At 43.4% G+C, this 14,715-nt stretch carries 16 protein-coding genes; all 16 read right to left on the bottom strand.

Annotated features, from left to right (window positions below; translation table 11 throughout):
• Nucleotides 1–41: 41 nt before the first annotated feature.
• The 16 genes from IGK14_RS06115 to IGK14_RS06040 all read right to left on the bottom strand — a co-directional run bounded on the left by IGK14_RS06115 (nt 42) and on the right by IGK14_RS06040 (nt 14,712).
• A complete protein-coding gene (locus IGK14_RS06115; protein WP_005225776.1) occupies nt 42–863 on the bottom strand; it encodes a TlyA family RNA methyltransferase in 822 nt (273 codons plus the stop codon).
• A complete protein-coding gene (locus IGK14_RS06110; RefSeq protein ID WP_121261670.1) occupies nt 860–1,756 on the bottom strand; it encodes a polyprenyl synthetase family protein in 897 nt (298 codons plus the stop codon). The genes IGK14_RS06115 and IGK14_RS06110 overlap by 4 nt, the downstream gene beginning before the upstream one ends.
• Nucleotides 1,753–1,974 carry an exodeoxyribonuclease VII small subunit gene (locus tag IGK14_RS06105; RefSeq protein ID WP_121261672.1) on the bottom strand — a complete coding sequence of 74 codons (222 nt, stop codon included), beginning with the start codon at nt 1,972–1,974 and terminating at the stop codon, nt 1,753–1,755. Before IGK14_RS06105 ends, IGK14_RS06110 begins: the two co-directional genes overlap by 4 nt.
• Nucleotides 1,955–3,307 (bottom strand): exodeoxyribonuclease VII large subunit, encoded by a 1,353-nt coding sequence (gene xseA, locus IGK14_RS06100; protein ID WP_438711868.1) that lies wholly within the window; start codon nt 3,305–3,307, stop codon nt 1,955–1,957. Before xseA ends, IGK14_RS06105 begins: the two co-directional genes overlap by 20 nt.
• Nucleotides 3,308–4,159: a bifunctional methylenetetrahydrofolate dehydrogenase/methenyltetrahydrofolate cyclohydrolase gene (locus tag IGK14_RS06095; RefSeq protein ID WP_005235351.1), complete on the bottom strand. Its 852-nt coding sequence runs from the start codon at nt 4,157–4,159 to the stop codon at nt 3,308–3,310. It lies immediately after the preceding gene.
• A 293-nt stretch (nt 4,160–4,452) separates the two neighbouring features.
• Nucleotides 4,453–4,917, bottom strand: coding sequence for a transcription antitermination factor NusB (gene nusB / locus IGK14_RS06090; RefSeq protein WP_034858046.1), 465 nt, complete (start codon nt 4,915–4,917; stop codon nt 4,453–4,455).
• Nucleotides 4,910–5,335: an Asp23/Gls24 family envelope stress response protein gene (locus tag IGK14_RS06085; RefSeq protein WP_005225770.1), complete on the bottom strand. Its 426-nt coding sequence runs from the start codon at nt 5,333–5,335 to the stop codon at nt 4,910–4,912. Before IGK14_RS06085 ends, nusB begins: the two co-directional genes overlap by 8 nt.
• 209 nt (nt 5,336–5,544) lie before the next feature.
• Nucleotides 5,545–6,609 carry a M24 family metallopeptidase gene (locus tag IGK14_RS06080; protein ID WP_154694389.1) on the bottom strand — a complete coding sequence of 355 codons (1,065 nt, stop codon included), beginning with the start codon at nt 6,607–6,609 and terminating at the stop codon, nt 5,545–5,547.
• 218 nt (nt 6,610–6,827) lie between these two features.
• Complete coding sequence (locus IGK14_RS06075) at nt 6,828–7,067, bottom strand: GlsB/YeaQ/YmgE family stress response membrane protein (RefSeq protein WP_005225767.1); 240 nt, start codon at nt 7,065–7,067, stop codon at nt 6,828–6,830.
• A 74-nt stretch (nt 7,068–7,141) separates the two neighbouring features.
• Entirely contained in the window at nt 7,142–7,507 is a 366-nt protein-coding gene (locus IGK14_RS06070) for a DUF956 family protein (protein ID WP_005225766.1), read from the bottom strand.
• Between the two features lie 114 nt (nt 7,508–7,621).
• Nucleotides 7,622–8,533, bottom strand: a complete 912-nt coding sequence (locus tag IGK14_RS06065; protein WP_154694388.1) for a PTS system mannose/fructose/sorbose family transporter subunit IID — start codon at nt 8,531–8,533, stop codon at nt 7,622–7,624.
• Between the two features lie 20 nt (nt 8,534–8,553).
• Entirely contained in the window at nt 8,554–9,357 is an 804-nt protein-coding gene (locus IGK14_RS06060; protein ID WP_005225764.1) for a PTS mannose/fructose/sorbose transporter subunit IIC, read from the bottom strand.
• 30 nt (nt 9,358–9,387) lie between these two features.
• Entirely contained in the window at nt 9,388–10,380 is a 993-nt protein-coding gene (locus tag IGK14_RS06055) for a mannose/fructose/sorbose PTS transporter subunit IIA (protein WP_005225763.1), read from the bottom strand.
• A 69-nt stretch (nt 10,381–10,449) separates the two neighbouring features.
• On the bottom strand, nt 10,450–10,944 hold the full coding sequence (locus IGK14_RS06050) for a PTS system mannose/fructose/N-acetylgalactosamine-transporter subunit IIB (RefSeq protein WP_026008065.1): 495 nt from the start codon (nt 10,942–10,944) through the stop codon (nt 10,450–10,452).
• A 229-nt stretch (nt 10,945–11,173) separates the two neighbouring features.
• Nucleotides 11,174–13,948 carry a sigma-54-dependent transcriptional regulator gene (locus IGK14_RS06045; protein ID WP_208788417.1) on the bottom strand — a complete coding sequence of 925 codons (2,775 nt, stop codon included), beginning with the start codon at nt 13,946–13,948 and terminating at the stop codon, nt 11,174–11,176.
• A 230-nt stretch (nt 13,949–14,178) separates the two neighbouring features.
• A complete protein-coding gene (locus tag IGK14_RS06040; RefSeq protein ID WP_208788408.1) occupies nt 14,179–14,712 on the bottom strand; it encodes a GNAT family N-acetyltransferase in 534 nt (177 codons plus the stop codon).
• Between the last annotated feature and the right edge of the window lie 3 nt (nt 14,713–14,715).

The raw sequence follows: 14,715 nt of genomic DNA, 5'->3' as shown, positions 1-14,715 counted from the left end.
AAAGAGAGCCGACAAGTAAAATGTCCACTCTCTTCCATTCTTTATTTTGGTTGATGAAAGGTCTCATGTGCTGATGCAACAACTTTCGGGATGTCGATCCCTGCTGCGGTGCCTTCTTGCAGGCTTTTCTTTAAATGTACGATAAACTCGATATTCCCTTCGCCACCAGTGATTGGTGAAAAACTTAGGTTTAATACATCGAATTTTGTTTTCTTAGCGAATGCCAGTACTTCCTCCAACACTCGTTCATGGGTTTTGGGGTCACGAACGATCCCATTTTTTCCGACCGCTTCTTTGCCCGCTTCAAATTGTGGTTTGATCAGCGCCATCACTTCGCCATCCGCTACCAAAATATCATAAAGGGGAGGTAAGATCAGTTTAAGTGAAATAAAAGAAACATCGATCGTAGCAGCTTCAGGAAGACCATCCAGGAAGTCTGTTGGTTTTGCATAACGGAAGTTGACCCGTTCCATTACGATCACTCGCTCATCTTGCCGCAGCTTCCATGCTAACTGATTGTAACCGACATCCAGTGCATAGCTTTTTTTGGCGCCATTTTGCAACGCCGCATCAGTAAAGCCACCGGTGGAAGCGCCGATATCTAACATGATTTTATCGGTTACGTCAAAATCAAAAACTTTGAGTGCTTTTTCTAACTTGAGACCACCACGAGAAACATAAGGCAGCTTCTTCCCTTTGATCTGCAGCAGTGTATCTGCGGCAATTTTTTCTCCAGGCTTATCTAAGCGCTCATTGTTTTTTTCTTTGTACACCAATCCAGCCATCACTCCTCGTTTGGCTTGCTCGCGGGTCTCAAAGAGGCCTTGCTGGACAGCTAAAACATCTACTCGTTCTTTCTTCATGCGTTCCCTCGAATCTCAAATCGTTCCACAAATGCTAATAAAACATCCTGCGTAAATTGACCGTATTGGCTTAACTGTGCCAGAATTTCTTTGGCTTTGCCCAATTCTTCAGTCAAGGCTTGCTGCGCGCCTGCTAAGCCAAGTAAAGCAGGATAGGTACTTTTCGCCAACTCGTCATCTCGGCGGACAACTTTGCCTAGCTCTTCGGTCGTACTAGTGGCATCTAACAGATCGTCGCGAATTTGAAAGGCTAACCCAATATGCTGGGCAAAGCGATCCAATTCATGCAGAACCTCTTCCGTCTGGTCGGCTAAGACACCACCAGCAATCACCGCAAAGCGGATCAATTCTCCAGTCTTTCGTTCATGGATTGACATGAGCTCCTCAAGACGAAGGGCTTGGTTCTCCCCTTGAATATCAGCTGCTTGGCCGGCGACCATCCCTTGCGTGCCCGCTGCTTTACTCAACTGCTGCAGCAGCAAGACTTTTTGATTGGCTTCGATTTCCGCCATAGCGACTAATTGAAACGCAGCCGTCAAAAGACCATCTCCAGCTAAAATCGCTAAAGCTTCACCAAAAACCTTATGGTTGGTGGGTTTTCCTCGACGCAGATCATCGTTGTCCATTGCTGGCAGATCATCATGGATCAGCGAATACGTATGCACCATTTCTAGGGCTGCTGCACACTGGTACACCGCGGTATTGACGGGTTTGTGAAAAGCGGCGACTGTTGCTACCAATAAAAGCGGGCGAATGCGTTTGCCGCCAGCTTGGATCGAATACTGCATGCTTTCAAATAGTCGTTGATCAGAAGTGTGTTCTTTGACAAAACGTTCCATAACTTCTTCGATCAATGGGGCGTGTTCTTTCGTAAATTCCTTCAAAGCACTCATTGGCTTTCCTCTTCAAAGGGGATTTCTTCATTGGATTCAGTCATCATTTTTGTTAAGGATTTTTCCGCTTTACTCAAGGTGTCCTTGCATTGCTTGCTCAAAACCATGCCTTTTTGAAAAGCATCTAACGCTTCTTCCAATGGAACATCGCCTTGTTCCAAACGGGTTACGATTTGTTCTAATTCTTGTAATGATTCTTCAAATGTTGGATTTGCCATGATTAACTCCTTCTGTACTAATAACTTCGACCAGTGCTTGGCCATCTTGGTAATGGATCGTCAGCTGATCTTCTGGCTCGATCGCATCAATCGATTTGATCACCTGCTCATTTTTCGTGGTATAGCTGTAGCCGCGTCCCATGATTTTTAGTGGGCTTAACAAATCAAGGGATTGGACTGCATTTGCAAATTGATTTTCTTTTGCCGCATAAATATCTTTCATAGCTTTCGTTAAGCGTTGAGAAAGATAGCTGACCTCTTGATTGCTGGCTTGTAATCGCGCTTTTGGTTGTTGCTGGGCCAGCCGTGAAATCAATTGCTGTGCCTGGCGATCCTTGTCATAAAGCAAGGTTTGCAAGCCTTGCTGCATCCGCTGCTGCAACTGATCGAGTTTGATCGACTGTGCCTCATACAAGCGCTCTGGTTGTCGAAAAACATACGATCCAATCACTCGCTGATAGCGCTCTTGTTTGTACCGGATCTGGTGCATAAATGCTTGCTCTAATCGGGCTTGTCTTTCTTCGATCCGCATAATCTCCTCCGACAGCACTGGCACCGCTAATTCGGCAGCGGCGGTCGGAGTTGCCGCCCGTACATCCGCCACTAAATCGGCAATCGTCGTATCGGTTTCATGCCCCACTGAAGAAATAATGGGGGTTTTTGCATCAAAAATGGCTCTTGCCACTCGTTCTTCATTGAAAGGCCAGAGGTCCTCGATCGATCCACCCCCACGTCCGATGATCATAGTATCAAAGGTCCCATCGGCTTCGACTCGTTGGATATTTTTCACCACATCATCCGCAGCTTTATTGCCTTGTACCACGGTTGGATACAAAACGATCTGAGCAATGGGGTAACGCCGCTGTGTCGTCGTGATGATATCTCTGATCACCGCCCCACTAGGACTGGTCAAAACTGCGATGCGTTTCGGGTATTTCGGCAAGGACTGCTTCGGTGCAGAAAATAAACCTTCTGCTGCCAATTTCTGCTTTAATTGTTCATAGGCTTGATAAAGAGCGCCGACACCGTCTGGTTCCATATGATCGATCACCATCTGGTAATTTCCGCTTGCCTCATACAGAGTGATACGCCCAACCGCCATGACTTTCATGCCCTCTTCTGGTTGAAAGCGCAACTTGTCAAAAGCGCCTTTGAACATGACGGTCGAAATTTTTGCACCATCATCCTTCAAACTAAAGTATTGGTGATTGGGGCGACGACGAAAATTGGAGATCTCCCCCGTCAAATAAACCCGCTCTAGATACGGATCGACGTCAAACTTACGCTTGATATATTTTGTTAATGCGGTTACCGTTAAATATTCTTGCGCCATTTAGTTTTTCATTGTCTCCTTTGCTGCCTCGATCGTTTGGGCCATCAACATCGTGATCGTCATTGGACCTACACCTCTAGGTACCGGTGTGATATAGCTAGCGATCGGTTCGACTTCATCAAATTTCACATCGCCGATCAACTTGCCGTTGGCATCACGATTCATCCCAACATCAATCACCACAGCCCCTTCTTTTACGAAGTCTTTTGTGACAAAATGACCGCGGCCGATCGCCACGACTAAAATGTCCGCTTGTTTTGCCAACTCGGGCAGATTTTTGGTTTTTGAATGAGCAATAGTCACGGTGGCATTTGCCCCCAAGAGCAAGTGCGCCATTGGTTTTCCGACAATGTTGCTGCGACCGATCACTAAGGCATTTTTTCCTTCCAATTCGATCCCATACGCAGCAAACATTTTCATAATGCCATAAGGGGTACAAGGAATTCGGTCAGGTACACCTGCGAATAATTTTCCTAAATTGATTGGATGAAAGCCGTCGACATCTTTTTCTGGTTTGATGGCTAACAGGACTTTTTCTTCATTGATATGTTTTGGCAAAGGAAGTTGAACCAAAATTCCATGAAAGGCATCATCGTTATTGAACTGTTCGATTTCTGCTAATAATTCTGCCTCAGTAATGGATTCAGGGTAGCGGGCAACACGGGAATTGATGCCGATTTTCGCCGCAGCTAGTTCTTTATTTTTCACATAAGTCTGACTTGCTTTGTCTTCTCCAACAAGCAAAACAACTAATCCCGGTGTCACACCCTGCTCTTTTAGTGTTGCTGTCTCTGAAAGAAACGCTGCTTGCATTTTTTCAGCCAATTCTTTTCCATTGATTAATGTACCCATTCTGACAACTCCTCCAACCTGATTATACGGACTTATTTTGTAAAAAGAAACGCACCAATCGTTTGTCGATATGCTTCTTCATGTTTTCTATCATAGCATTTTCTGAAAAGAAAAACACCGTCTAAGGCTCCCTTTTTTCGGAAAAAACGAGGGTAAACCGACAAAGTGCGTGCAAAAAAACCGAACGATCAAGCAGGACCGTCAAAACAAGGCGGTTGCTCATAAATCGTTCGGTTTCTGACTCGATCGAAAAAAAGCTGATCTCTTTTGATCGATCGTGTTAGGGCTGAAAATTACTCACTTACCTGGTTGGTTTTTGTTTCTAGCTCTTGATTGACTGTCGATAAAATACCGTTGACAAACTTTCTGGACTGATCATCACTAAAAGTTTTCGCTAACTCGATCGCTTCATTCAAAGCCACACGATTCGGCACATTATCCACATAGATCATTTCATACAAAGCAATTCGTAAAATCGTCACGTCCATTTTTGATAAACGCTGGATTTTCCAACCAGCTTTTAAATGATTTTGAATGACTTCATCCAAGGCTTCTTTGTAATGACAGACACCTGCCACTAATTGATCTAAATAAACAGGCACAAAATGCTCTTGTTCTTCATCGATCAATTCATGGTGTTCCAACTCGATGGCATGCATGATGGCATCTTGTTTCGTTAAATCTTTATTAAAGTCTAGTGGAAATAAAGCTTGTAACGCCATTTTCCGTATTTCATGCCGTGATAATTCTTTACTCATTTTCTTCCTCATCGTTTCCAAATAATTCTTCGATGTCTGGTAAATCTACTTTTTCTGGCACGACTGCCACAACATGAACATTTACTTCAGCCAGTTGTACATCTGTCATAAATAAGACTTGCTGTTTGACCCGTTCTTGGATCTCCATTGCCACTTTAGGCACTGACATCCCATAAGTGATATAGCAATAGATGTCCACTTTGATCCCTGTTTCATCGATCGTTAAGTAGACCCCTTTGCCATGAGCTGCGCGACCTAATAATTCAGTGACACTGTTTGCCAGTGTTCCTCGCATCCCATAGACACCTTCCACTTTAGAAGCAGCGATCCCAATAATGATCTCGATCACTTCTGGTGCGATGACGATCTCGCCTAATTCAGGACTTGCATTTAATACAAGGTTTTTATCTTCATTCATACGTTTTTGCCTCCATTCTAAACAGCTGTACCGTATTGTTTGTAAAAAAACCGCTCGTTTTTTCCGTTTGAAGCAAACCAACGCTTGATTCAATCAATAACATCCATGGCACAGTGTTTCTTCTCGCTCTAAGTTTATCATTTTCTGCACTGAGAATCTATAATAACCCACTATTCTCAATGAATTTTCTGAAAAACAAGGTCGATGAATCAGAGAATGATCAATTCTTTCGGTGAATGTGTCAACACTTTATTGCCAGTTTCGGTGATCAAAAGATCATCTTCGATACGAACGCCGCCAATTCCTGGAATATAGATTCCTGGTTCATCTGTAATGACGTTTCCGACAACAAATGCTTTATCAGCGCGGAAGGATACATTTGGTCCTTCGTGGATCTCTAAACCAATCCCATGACCTGTTGAATGACCAAAGGCATCTCCGTAGCCAAAGGAAGCAATGTGATCCCGAGCGATCGCATCTAGTTCAATTCCGGTCATTCCAGGTTTTGCTGCGGCCAAGACTTTTTCTTGCGCTTCAAGTACGATTTGATAGATTTCCTTCAATTTATCGCCAGGATCTCCTACTGCAAAGGTTCTAGTCATATCAGACACATAGCCTTGATAGTAACAGCCAAAGTCTAACGTGATCAGATCGCCTTGTTCGATCACTTTTTCACTGGCAACCCCATGGGGCATTGCTGAACGCAGACCACTAGCAACGATCGTTTCAAAAGATACGCTTGTGGCACCTAATGAACGCATAAAGAAATCTAACTGATTCGCCACTTCGATTTCTGTCATTCCTGGGCGGACCATTTTCAAAATATGTTCGAATCCTTGATCAGCGATATGGCAGGCTTGTTGGATCAATGCGATCTCTTCCTCATCTTTGACTTCCCGCAAAGCCTCGATCATACCCGATACAGGGGCAAGGGATGATTCCTCGATCAAGTCTTCTAAGACGGAGTATTCGGCAAAGCTGACGAAACTTTCTTCAAAAGCTAAGACATTGATTTCTTCCTTTTGGCAGATGGTTGCAACTTCTTCAAAAATCGGTCCGCTATTTTTTACGATCTCAAATCCTTGAGCTTGGGCAGCTGCTTGCTCTGTATATCGGAAATCTGTTACAAAAAAAGCTTTGTCCAACGTAATGATTGCTAAACCAGTTGTCCCAGTAAAGTTTGTCAAGTAACGCAAATTGTATGGGCTGGTGATCAAGAACCCATCAATCGAATCTTTTCTCATTGCTTCACGTAATTTTTCAACTCTTAACATGTATCGTTCCCTACTTTCTTGTTCTATACGATAGTATTATAACAAACTTCCAGAAAAAGCGGAAAGCAAGCGAAAAGTTTTCTAAAAAATCAAGCAATATGAATAAACGATAGAGTACTTTAAAAAGATTGCCGTGTGATCTTTCGTTGTTCTCTTCTAAATGATGGCTTCCGTGCACAAAAAAAAGCAATTCAATCAATGAATTGCTTTTTTGATAATTATCTTTTACGTCCCAAAAAGAACGATACGACTGCCACGAAAATGACCGCGCCGATAATCGCAGGCACGATAGCCATTCCTGCTACTTGCGGTCCCCAAGTGCCAAAAAGGCCTTGACCAATCGATGCGCCTACAAGTCCTGCAACGATATCAAAAATACAACCGCGTTTTTCGCCTGCAATGGCACCACCGATTGAACCGATGACCGCTCCTACGATCAATGTCCATAAAAAGTGCATACTAACCCCTCCTAAACTTTCTTATAAAAAGGGTACCATATTGAGAATCAATTGGAAAAATATATGCTCTCTTGTTATTTTCTGCGAGTGAAGGCTCGTTTCAATACATCAAAAAAGCCTAATGAATGCACCATATGGTCTGGATCGACGTATTCACGAATCGCTCGCAAGACTTTTTTTGGTTCTTTTGAGGAGAAGGTATACGTGCCATTCTTTTTGGTGCGGATCGCATAGCGTGGTATCCAACGGCCTTTGAACATGACCGAAGCGATCACATAGTCGACATCTTCCCATGGGATCTGAATAAACTTGCGTTTGTCACGGTCATTGTAAAACTCAAAGGCTTTATCGCCGATCATAATTTTGCCGTACTCATTGATCCCTAAAAAAGACGTAGCATCGATCGTCAAATCCACTTTTGTATTAAGAGATTGTACCATTTGCGCTTACTCCATTCTATATCGTCTTATTATCTTATTATACGTGTTTGCAGCAGGTTTGGCGAATAAATAAAAAGGTACTTGGGTTGCCCCAAGCACCTTTCATTGAAAAGATTATAACAATCCGATCAAGTGTCCACCGATACCGACTAAGAATAGACCGATAATAATGATGATTGGAGAAACTTTTTTCTTCAATAACCACATACATAATAAAGTAAGCAATAGTGCAGCTAGACCAGGAATCAATTGATCCAAGTTGTTTTGCAATGTTGTTACTTTTGTATCAGTCAACGCACGGCCTTCAGCAACTTGTTGGAAGGCTTGTTGCAAACCAGCAGAGCCAGAAGGCAAGTTCGCCCAATCGACATAAGCACCTTCATCAAGCGGTACGCTTGAGACAACTGGCGCAAATGAGATCGATACCCAACGCTGAACGAGTGACCCTAATACGAACATCCCTAAAATTGAAGCACCTTTTGTTACATCTTGCAACAATCCGCCTGAAAGGTCATCAGTGATTTTTGAACCAGCACGGTAGCCGAATTCTTGTGTGTACCACATAAATGCCCAACGGATGATGTTCCAAGCAACGAAGAAGATGATTGGGCCTAAGATGTTTCCGCCTAAAGCAAGAGAAGCACCTAATGCACCTAACATCGGACGTACAGTAAACCAGAACACAGGGTCACCGACACCGGCTAAAGGACCCATCATCCCAACTTTAACCCCTTGGATCGCTACGTCATCGACAGCCGCGCCATTGGCACGTTCTTCTTCTAACGCTAACGTTACCCCTAAGATTGGTGATGCGATATATGGGTGAGTGTTAAAGAATTCTAAGTGACGCTTCAAAGCAGCGGCACGGTCTTCTTTTGTTTTGTATAATTTTTTGATTGCTGGAATCATTGAGAATGCCCAACCACCATTTTGCATACGTTCATAGTTCCATGAACCTTGAATGAAGGTAGAGCGCCATGCTACGGCTAAACGATCTTTTTTATTTAATTGAATTTTTTCTGCCATTTTTTTCTCCTCCTTCGATTCTAATAGTCATTCAAGATATCGCCTAGAGGGTCGCCAGTGTTGCTGCCGCCGCCTCCATTTGATGATCCGCCCATTTTAGTTAGGTTCAAGTAGATCAATGCGATTGCTACTGCCAAAGCACCGATAGCGATCAATGTCAATTGAGAAATAGCTGCGATAACGAAACCGATAATGAAGAATGGCCATACTTCGCGAGTTGCCATCATGTTGATAACCATTGCATAACCAACGGCAACGACCATACCACCACCGATAGCCATACCATCAGTTAACCATGCAGGCATTGATTCTAAGAAGTTTTGAACAGTTGCAGCAGGGATAGCCAACAATGCAGCTGCAGGAATCGCAATACGAACCCCTTGCATACATACAGCGATCACGTGCCACATTTCGATTTTACGAATGTTGCCTTCTTCAGCAGCAGCATCCATAAAGTGAACGATTGGCACAGCTAATGTACGAACGATCATTGTCAAGAACAAACCAGCAACAGCTAGAGGGATCGCAACGGCAATCGCTGTATCAACACCAGCAGTTCCTTGTCCACCTAAAACTAAAATAATTGCAGATGCAACAGACGCCAATGCAGCATCAGGTGCAACAGCGGCACCGATATTTGCCCATCCAAGTGCGATCATTTGTAATGATCCGCCCAAAATGATACATGCTTCCAAATTACCGGTCACTAAACCGATCAAAGTACACGCGACTAGCGGTTGATGGAATTGGAATTCATCCAAGATTCCTTCCATACCAGCTAAAAAGGCAACGAGTACTACTAATACCATAGATATAATAGTCATGATAGACCTCCTATTTAGTTGAATACGTTTCTATTTATTCGCCAATTCATTTTTGGCTTTGCGTAAGATTTCGTCCATGTTGTCTCGAGAGTCATTTGGCACTTTACGCACATCGAATTTGATGCCGCGTCCTTTTAGATCTTCAAATGTCTTCACATCGTCCGTACCCATCGACAATACTTTACTTACAACAACTTTCCCAACAGAGTGAGCCATTGAACCAACGTTCACCTCAGTGATGTCAACGCCACCTTCAACTGCACGCAACACATCTTGTGGGTTTTCAAATAATAGTAAAGCTTTCGTATTCCCGAAACGAGGGTCTTTAGAAACTTCGATCATTTTATCCACTGGAATGACGTTCGCTTTTACTCCTGGAGGAGCTGCTTGTTCGATCAGTTTTTTACGCAAATCATCTTTTGCCACTGCATCAGAAACAACGATGATCCGAGATGGATTAACTGATTTTGTCCAAGCTGTAGCGACTTGACCATGTAGCAAACGAGAATCCACACGCGCAAGCACGATTTTGATTTTGCCATCGCCTAGAACAGTTCCCGGAGGAAGTGATCCTTTAGGTTGATCGTCTTGCACAGCTTTTGGTGCTGTCGCTTCTTCTGGTTCAAGCTCTTCTGGTTTGACCTTAACCCCTTCTTTAGCTGTTTCAACGATGTGCGCAGCGATTTCATGCGCAGTGTTCATTGAAAAACGTGAAGCATAGGCTTCGATCACCATTGGTAAATTCATACCAGCAACGATTGCCCATTTGTCTTTGTGATCTTCAAACAAGCTGTTTGCTTGGTTGAAAGGAGTACCACCCCAAAGATCAACTAAGAATAATACTTCTTCTTGATCGTCAAATGTAGCAATTGCTTCTTGCATTTTTGCCTTGATGTCATCTGGACCTTCACTTGGCATCAATGTAACAGCTTTAACATTTTCTTGTTCGCCGAAGATCATTGAACCAGATTGCAAAATGCCGTTAGCAAATTCTCCATGACTTGCTAGGATAATTCCTACCATCTTTTTACCTCCTATATCAAAATTGAAAAATGTGACACGAATACGAAAGAAAAAACAACATCGAAAAAATTAAGGGTGACTACCTTCTTTTTCCAAAATATCCTTCAAAAAGATTTTACGATCAGCTGGAACTTTGCGTATCTCTACTTCTATGCCTTGATTTTGCAAATAAAGCAGCGAAGCAAGATCTTGATCATTGACTGACACGAAATTAGTGATCATCCGTTTTCCCATTGAAAAGCTCATGCCGCCGATATTGACGGAACGAATGTCAATGCCTCCTTTGACCAGAGTCACGACATCTTGAGGGTTGGTAAATAATAACATGACTTTTTGCGTATTAAATAATGTGTTATGCGCCACCTCAAGCATTTTTGCTACTGTCACCACATTGGATTTGATTCCTGGTGGAGCAGCTTCTTTCAATAGAAACTTCCGTAATTGGTCATTTGCGACCTCATCACTGACCACGATGATTCGATTGATACCAGTCATTTTCGACCAAGCTGTGGCGACCTGACCATGAATCAACCGATCGTCGATTCGGGCAAGACGTATATCCATTCCCATTGTGCAAGCCTCCTACATCCATCGATCCGCTTTTCATATTGAGGATCTGTTCTTTTTTCAATCACCTCCTGTATCCACTTATATAGAAGCAAGAAGCGTGCCAAGTTTTTTCGATACACTATTCTTGGAAAAACCTTAAGAATCAGCATTCGAACAATACACTAAAAAAGATACACTAAAAAATACTGTATCTTTTTTAGTGTATCTGTATTATTTGCAGGATTTAAAAATACATTTCTTTTTCGTGATGGTTTTTGATCAGCTCCAGCAGGTAATACTCTTCTGTCTTCGGCACTTCGAAATTCATCAAGCGCGAAAATGATTGGACATGCACATGCAATTGGCCGTAAAGAGGATTCTCCTCCATCGCTGCTAAATCAATTTCAGAAACAGTCAATGGTTGACGCAATAAGATCCGCTCCAGCATACCTGCGCCATGCATCACAAAATTGATCTGAAAGCCTTGCTGCGCCCCTACCAAATCCAAATCGTGAATGATCTCTTCGCCAAATTTCCACAACGGCTCTACCACTTTTTTCGCATTGATATAGGTAAAGTTTTCCTCTAAATACCGAACACAGATTTCCTTTGCCTGCCGATCATCTAGCTGCACTTCATCTTCAAAACTCAAATCGTTTTCCAATAAGATATCATCCAACAAAAGATCAACATCTTGGTCGATAAAACGTTCTAATGAAATAAACGGTGCATCGATATGCGGATCAATGATCCCCGTTGCGGCAATCAGCCGGTAGCGCTGTTGAATCTGATCCAAGTCCGTTCTCAGATCCGCCACCGATAAGGTCACTACGTCAACATTTTGATTTTGGCGTTTTGACAATGAGCTTTGGATCAATTCTTTGATGCGCTGCGCTGTCCCTTTTCCCGAAGCGCAGACCGCTAGAATCGCTTTAGGGTGGTGGTTTTGTGTCACTGGTTCTTCCACAGTGACCGCTCCGTATCCGCGGAACTTCCGTAATGAATCATAGAGCTGATCGAGGTCCGTGCCGATCACTGATGCTTTACGGACCGTCTCGAGGACGATGGAGGTAGTCACCATATCGACTGTTCGAACAGCCACACCCGTTTCTCGCTGGATTTCATTATTAAAGGTCGCTAAGGACCCCATATCGACTAAGAGGATCACCCCACTGCCGTCATTGACTGCTCGTACACTATCCACGATTTTTTTCAACGCCACAGCCGGTGGCATATCTAATGGCATGTCCACCGCTGTCACTTGATCGACTTCCAACAGCTGCTTGACTACTTGTACCATACTACTAGCCGTACTGTTGCCGTGAGCTGCCACAACGACACCAATTTTCCCAGAGGAATGTGTCGTACGCAGTGAAACCAATAGAACTGCCAAGTAATAGGATTCACTTTCAGGAATCGCCACGTGAAAGCTGTCGCCGATGAAGTCGCGGACTTCTTTGGCAACTTCGAACTCTTGGGGGTAATCCGCCACCATTTGACGAATGTTGTCGTTGGTTTGCCGTTCTTCTCCCAAATGGATCTTTTTCAAAAAAGAACTGATATGCAAACTCATCGCGTAAATAAAGTTTTGCTGGAAATCGTAATTTAACCGTTTCCGAACCATCTCATAAATTTGATTTGTTACACTGATCACTTTCTGATCGACAAATTCACTTAGTTTATTAACAGAATTAAAAGAGAAGCCGTGATCTTTATAAAAAGATTTCAAATGAACATTGATATCGGTTGAAATAAAATGATTGATTGCTTCTTGATCCAAACCATCTGCTTTTAATAAGGCTGCTTTATCCCCGATGATGTCGTAGAGATTGTAAGGCAATTCATAGGAATCTGATTGAATATTGTTTAAGTTTTGATTCGGTTGAATGCTGATCTTCGGTTCAAGGATCTTAGAAAGCTCCGCCAGCTCATTGCGGCGATTCCCCAAAACGATCAATCCAGAACGAATCCCTTCTGGCAAATCGATCAAATCGATCTCAATCTCATCTTGTTGCATATGATTCAAAAAGCCCCGTGCACAGACGAGCTGGACATTGGATTTCAATTGACCGATATTCCCAAAACTGACACTGCCGATCAACGCTTTGACTACATCTTCTGTCAAGGTGATCGTCCGCTGAATACGGGACGCCTCTTGCCCGACTAACACCCGAACGAGATCGACTTTTTCTGATGCGGGTCGTTTCTCAAAGAAGGGCAGTTGAATATTGATAGGAATGCGTCGGGTAAAGGTATCTAATAGCGTTGAGTTGGGGTCTTCGGTAGTCGCTCCAACGATTCGGACATTCGCTTGATGATTTTTGCCCGTTTCCCCTAAACGACTAAACGTTCCATGGTCCATAAAGTAAAAAATCATTTCTTGCCCTTCTGGCGGTAATCGATGGATCTCATCGAGAAACAACATACTCTCATCCGCTTGATCAATAATACCGATCTTCTCTTGATCGGCACCCGTAAATGCCCCCCGTACATAACCAAACAAATGGCTCATCAAAAGCTCTGGGTTATTTGCATAGTCGGCACAGTTAAAGACGATCAATTCTTTGTCAACGGCAATTACTTGATTGCTTTTGGCAAACTGGAACATTGCATGGGCAAAGTAGGTTTTCCCAGAACCAGTAGGCCCTGTGATCAAGCAGTTTAGCCCTTTTGGCGGATACAAGATCGCTGCTTTCGCCTGCTCAACGGCATTTTTCATACTTCCGTTGGCACCGATGATCGTCGCAAAAATATCTCGGTCAGAGGGTTTTCCTTGTACCCGTTGAGGGAAGGCTTTTTCTCTTTGCGGGCGACTTTCTTTGTAGCTTGGCACATACTTTTCCCTACTGCTGGGATCGACCCCTGCCGCCCAGTAGCGAACAGGCCGCGAGTCGCTTTTTTCGACGCGCCCTTCTTTGACAAGCTTATTTAAATCCTTACTGGCATTACTGCGCTGAATGGCTAAATGATCGGCAACTTCTGAAGTAGATAACCCTTTCTTTTCCCCTAAGCCGCTCATCGTATTTTCGACGATATATTGATAAATCCGTTCGATTCGCTTGCCCAACAGCTTCGCCTCCTTGTTTTTTCCACTTGAATACTTTACTCATTTTTCTATAAAAAAGCAACTTTTTTTCCGCACAGAAAAAGCAAAATACTTTGTTCGAAAGAGCAATAGAGCGTCCTATCACATGCTACTCTCAGCATAAAGCATTTTGCCAAAAAAAGATATTCAAAAGTCAGGATGCGTTAGGCTTTTTCATTGGGAATGAACGCTGGTACCTTCTCAGGAAACCATTGCAGTTCTTTTTGCATCCAAATCACATCGTGCCATTGATTGAACTTATAGCCGACCTGCGCAAAATCAGCAACTTTACGATACCCAAGCTTCTCATGAAAAGCCTCGCTTTGTCGATTGCCTCCTGTAATGCATGCAGTCAGATTGACCACGTTTTGCGCTTTTAATTTTTCTTCAAGCGCTTGATAAAGAGCGGTGCCGAGCCCTTTTGCTTTGGCATCCGGTGCTAAATAAACGGTTACTTCAACGGTCCAATCGTACGCAGCCCGTTCTTTATAGGCTGACGCATAGGCATAACCGACGATTTCACCAGCCTCTTCTGCAACGAGATATGGGTAGCGTTTCAAGGTCTTGGCGATGCGTTCCGCGAATTCTTGAACCGATGGCACCTCCGTTTCAAAGGTAATCGGTGTCTTTTCTACATAATAAGCATAGATCGCTGTCAAGGCTTGGGCATCTGCAATCGTGGCAGAACGTATCGTCATAGA

Source organism: Enterococcus sp. DIV0970a (assembly GCF_051711265.1).
Taxonomy (GTDB): domain Bacteria; phylum Bacillota; class Bacilli; order Lactobacillales; family Enterococcaceae; genus Enterococcus_D; species Enterococcus_D casseliflavus.
This window is presented reverse-complemented; position numbering and strand designations above follow the sequence as displayed.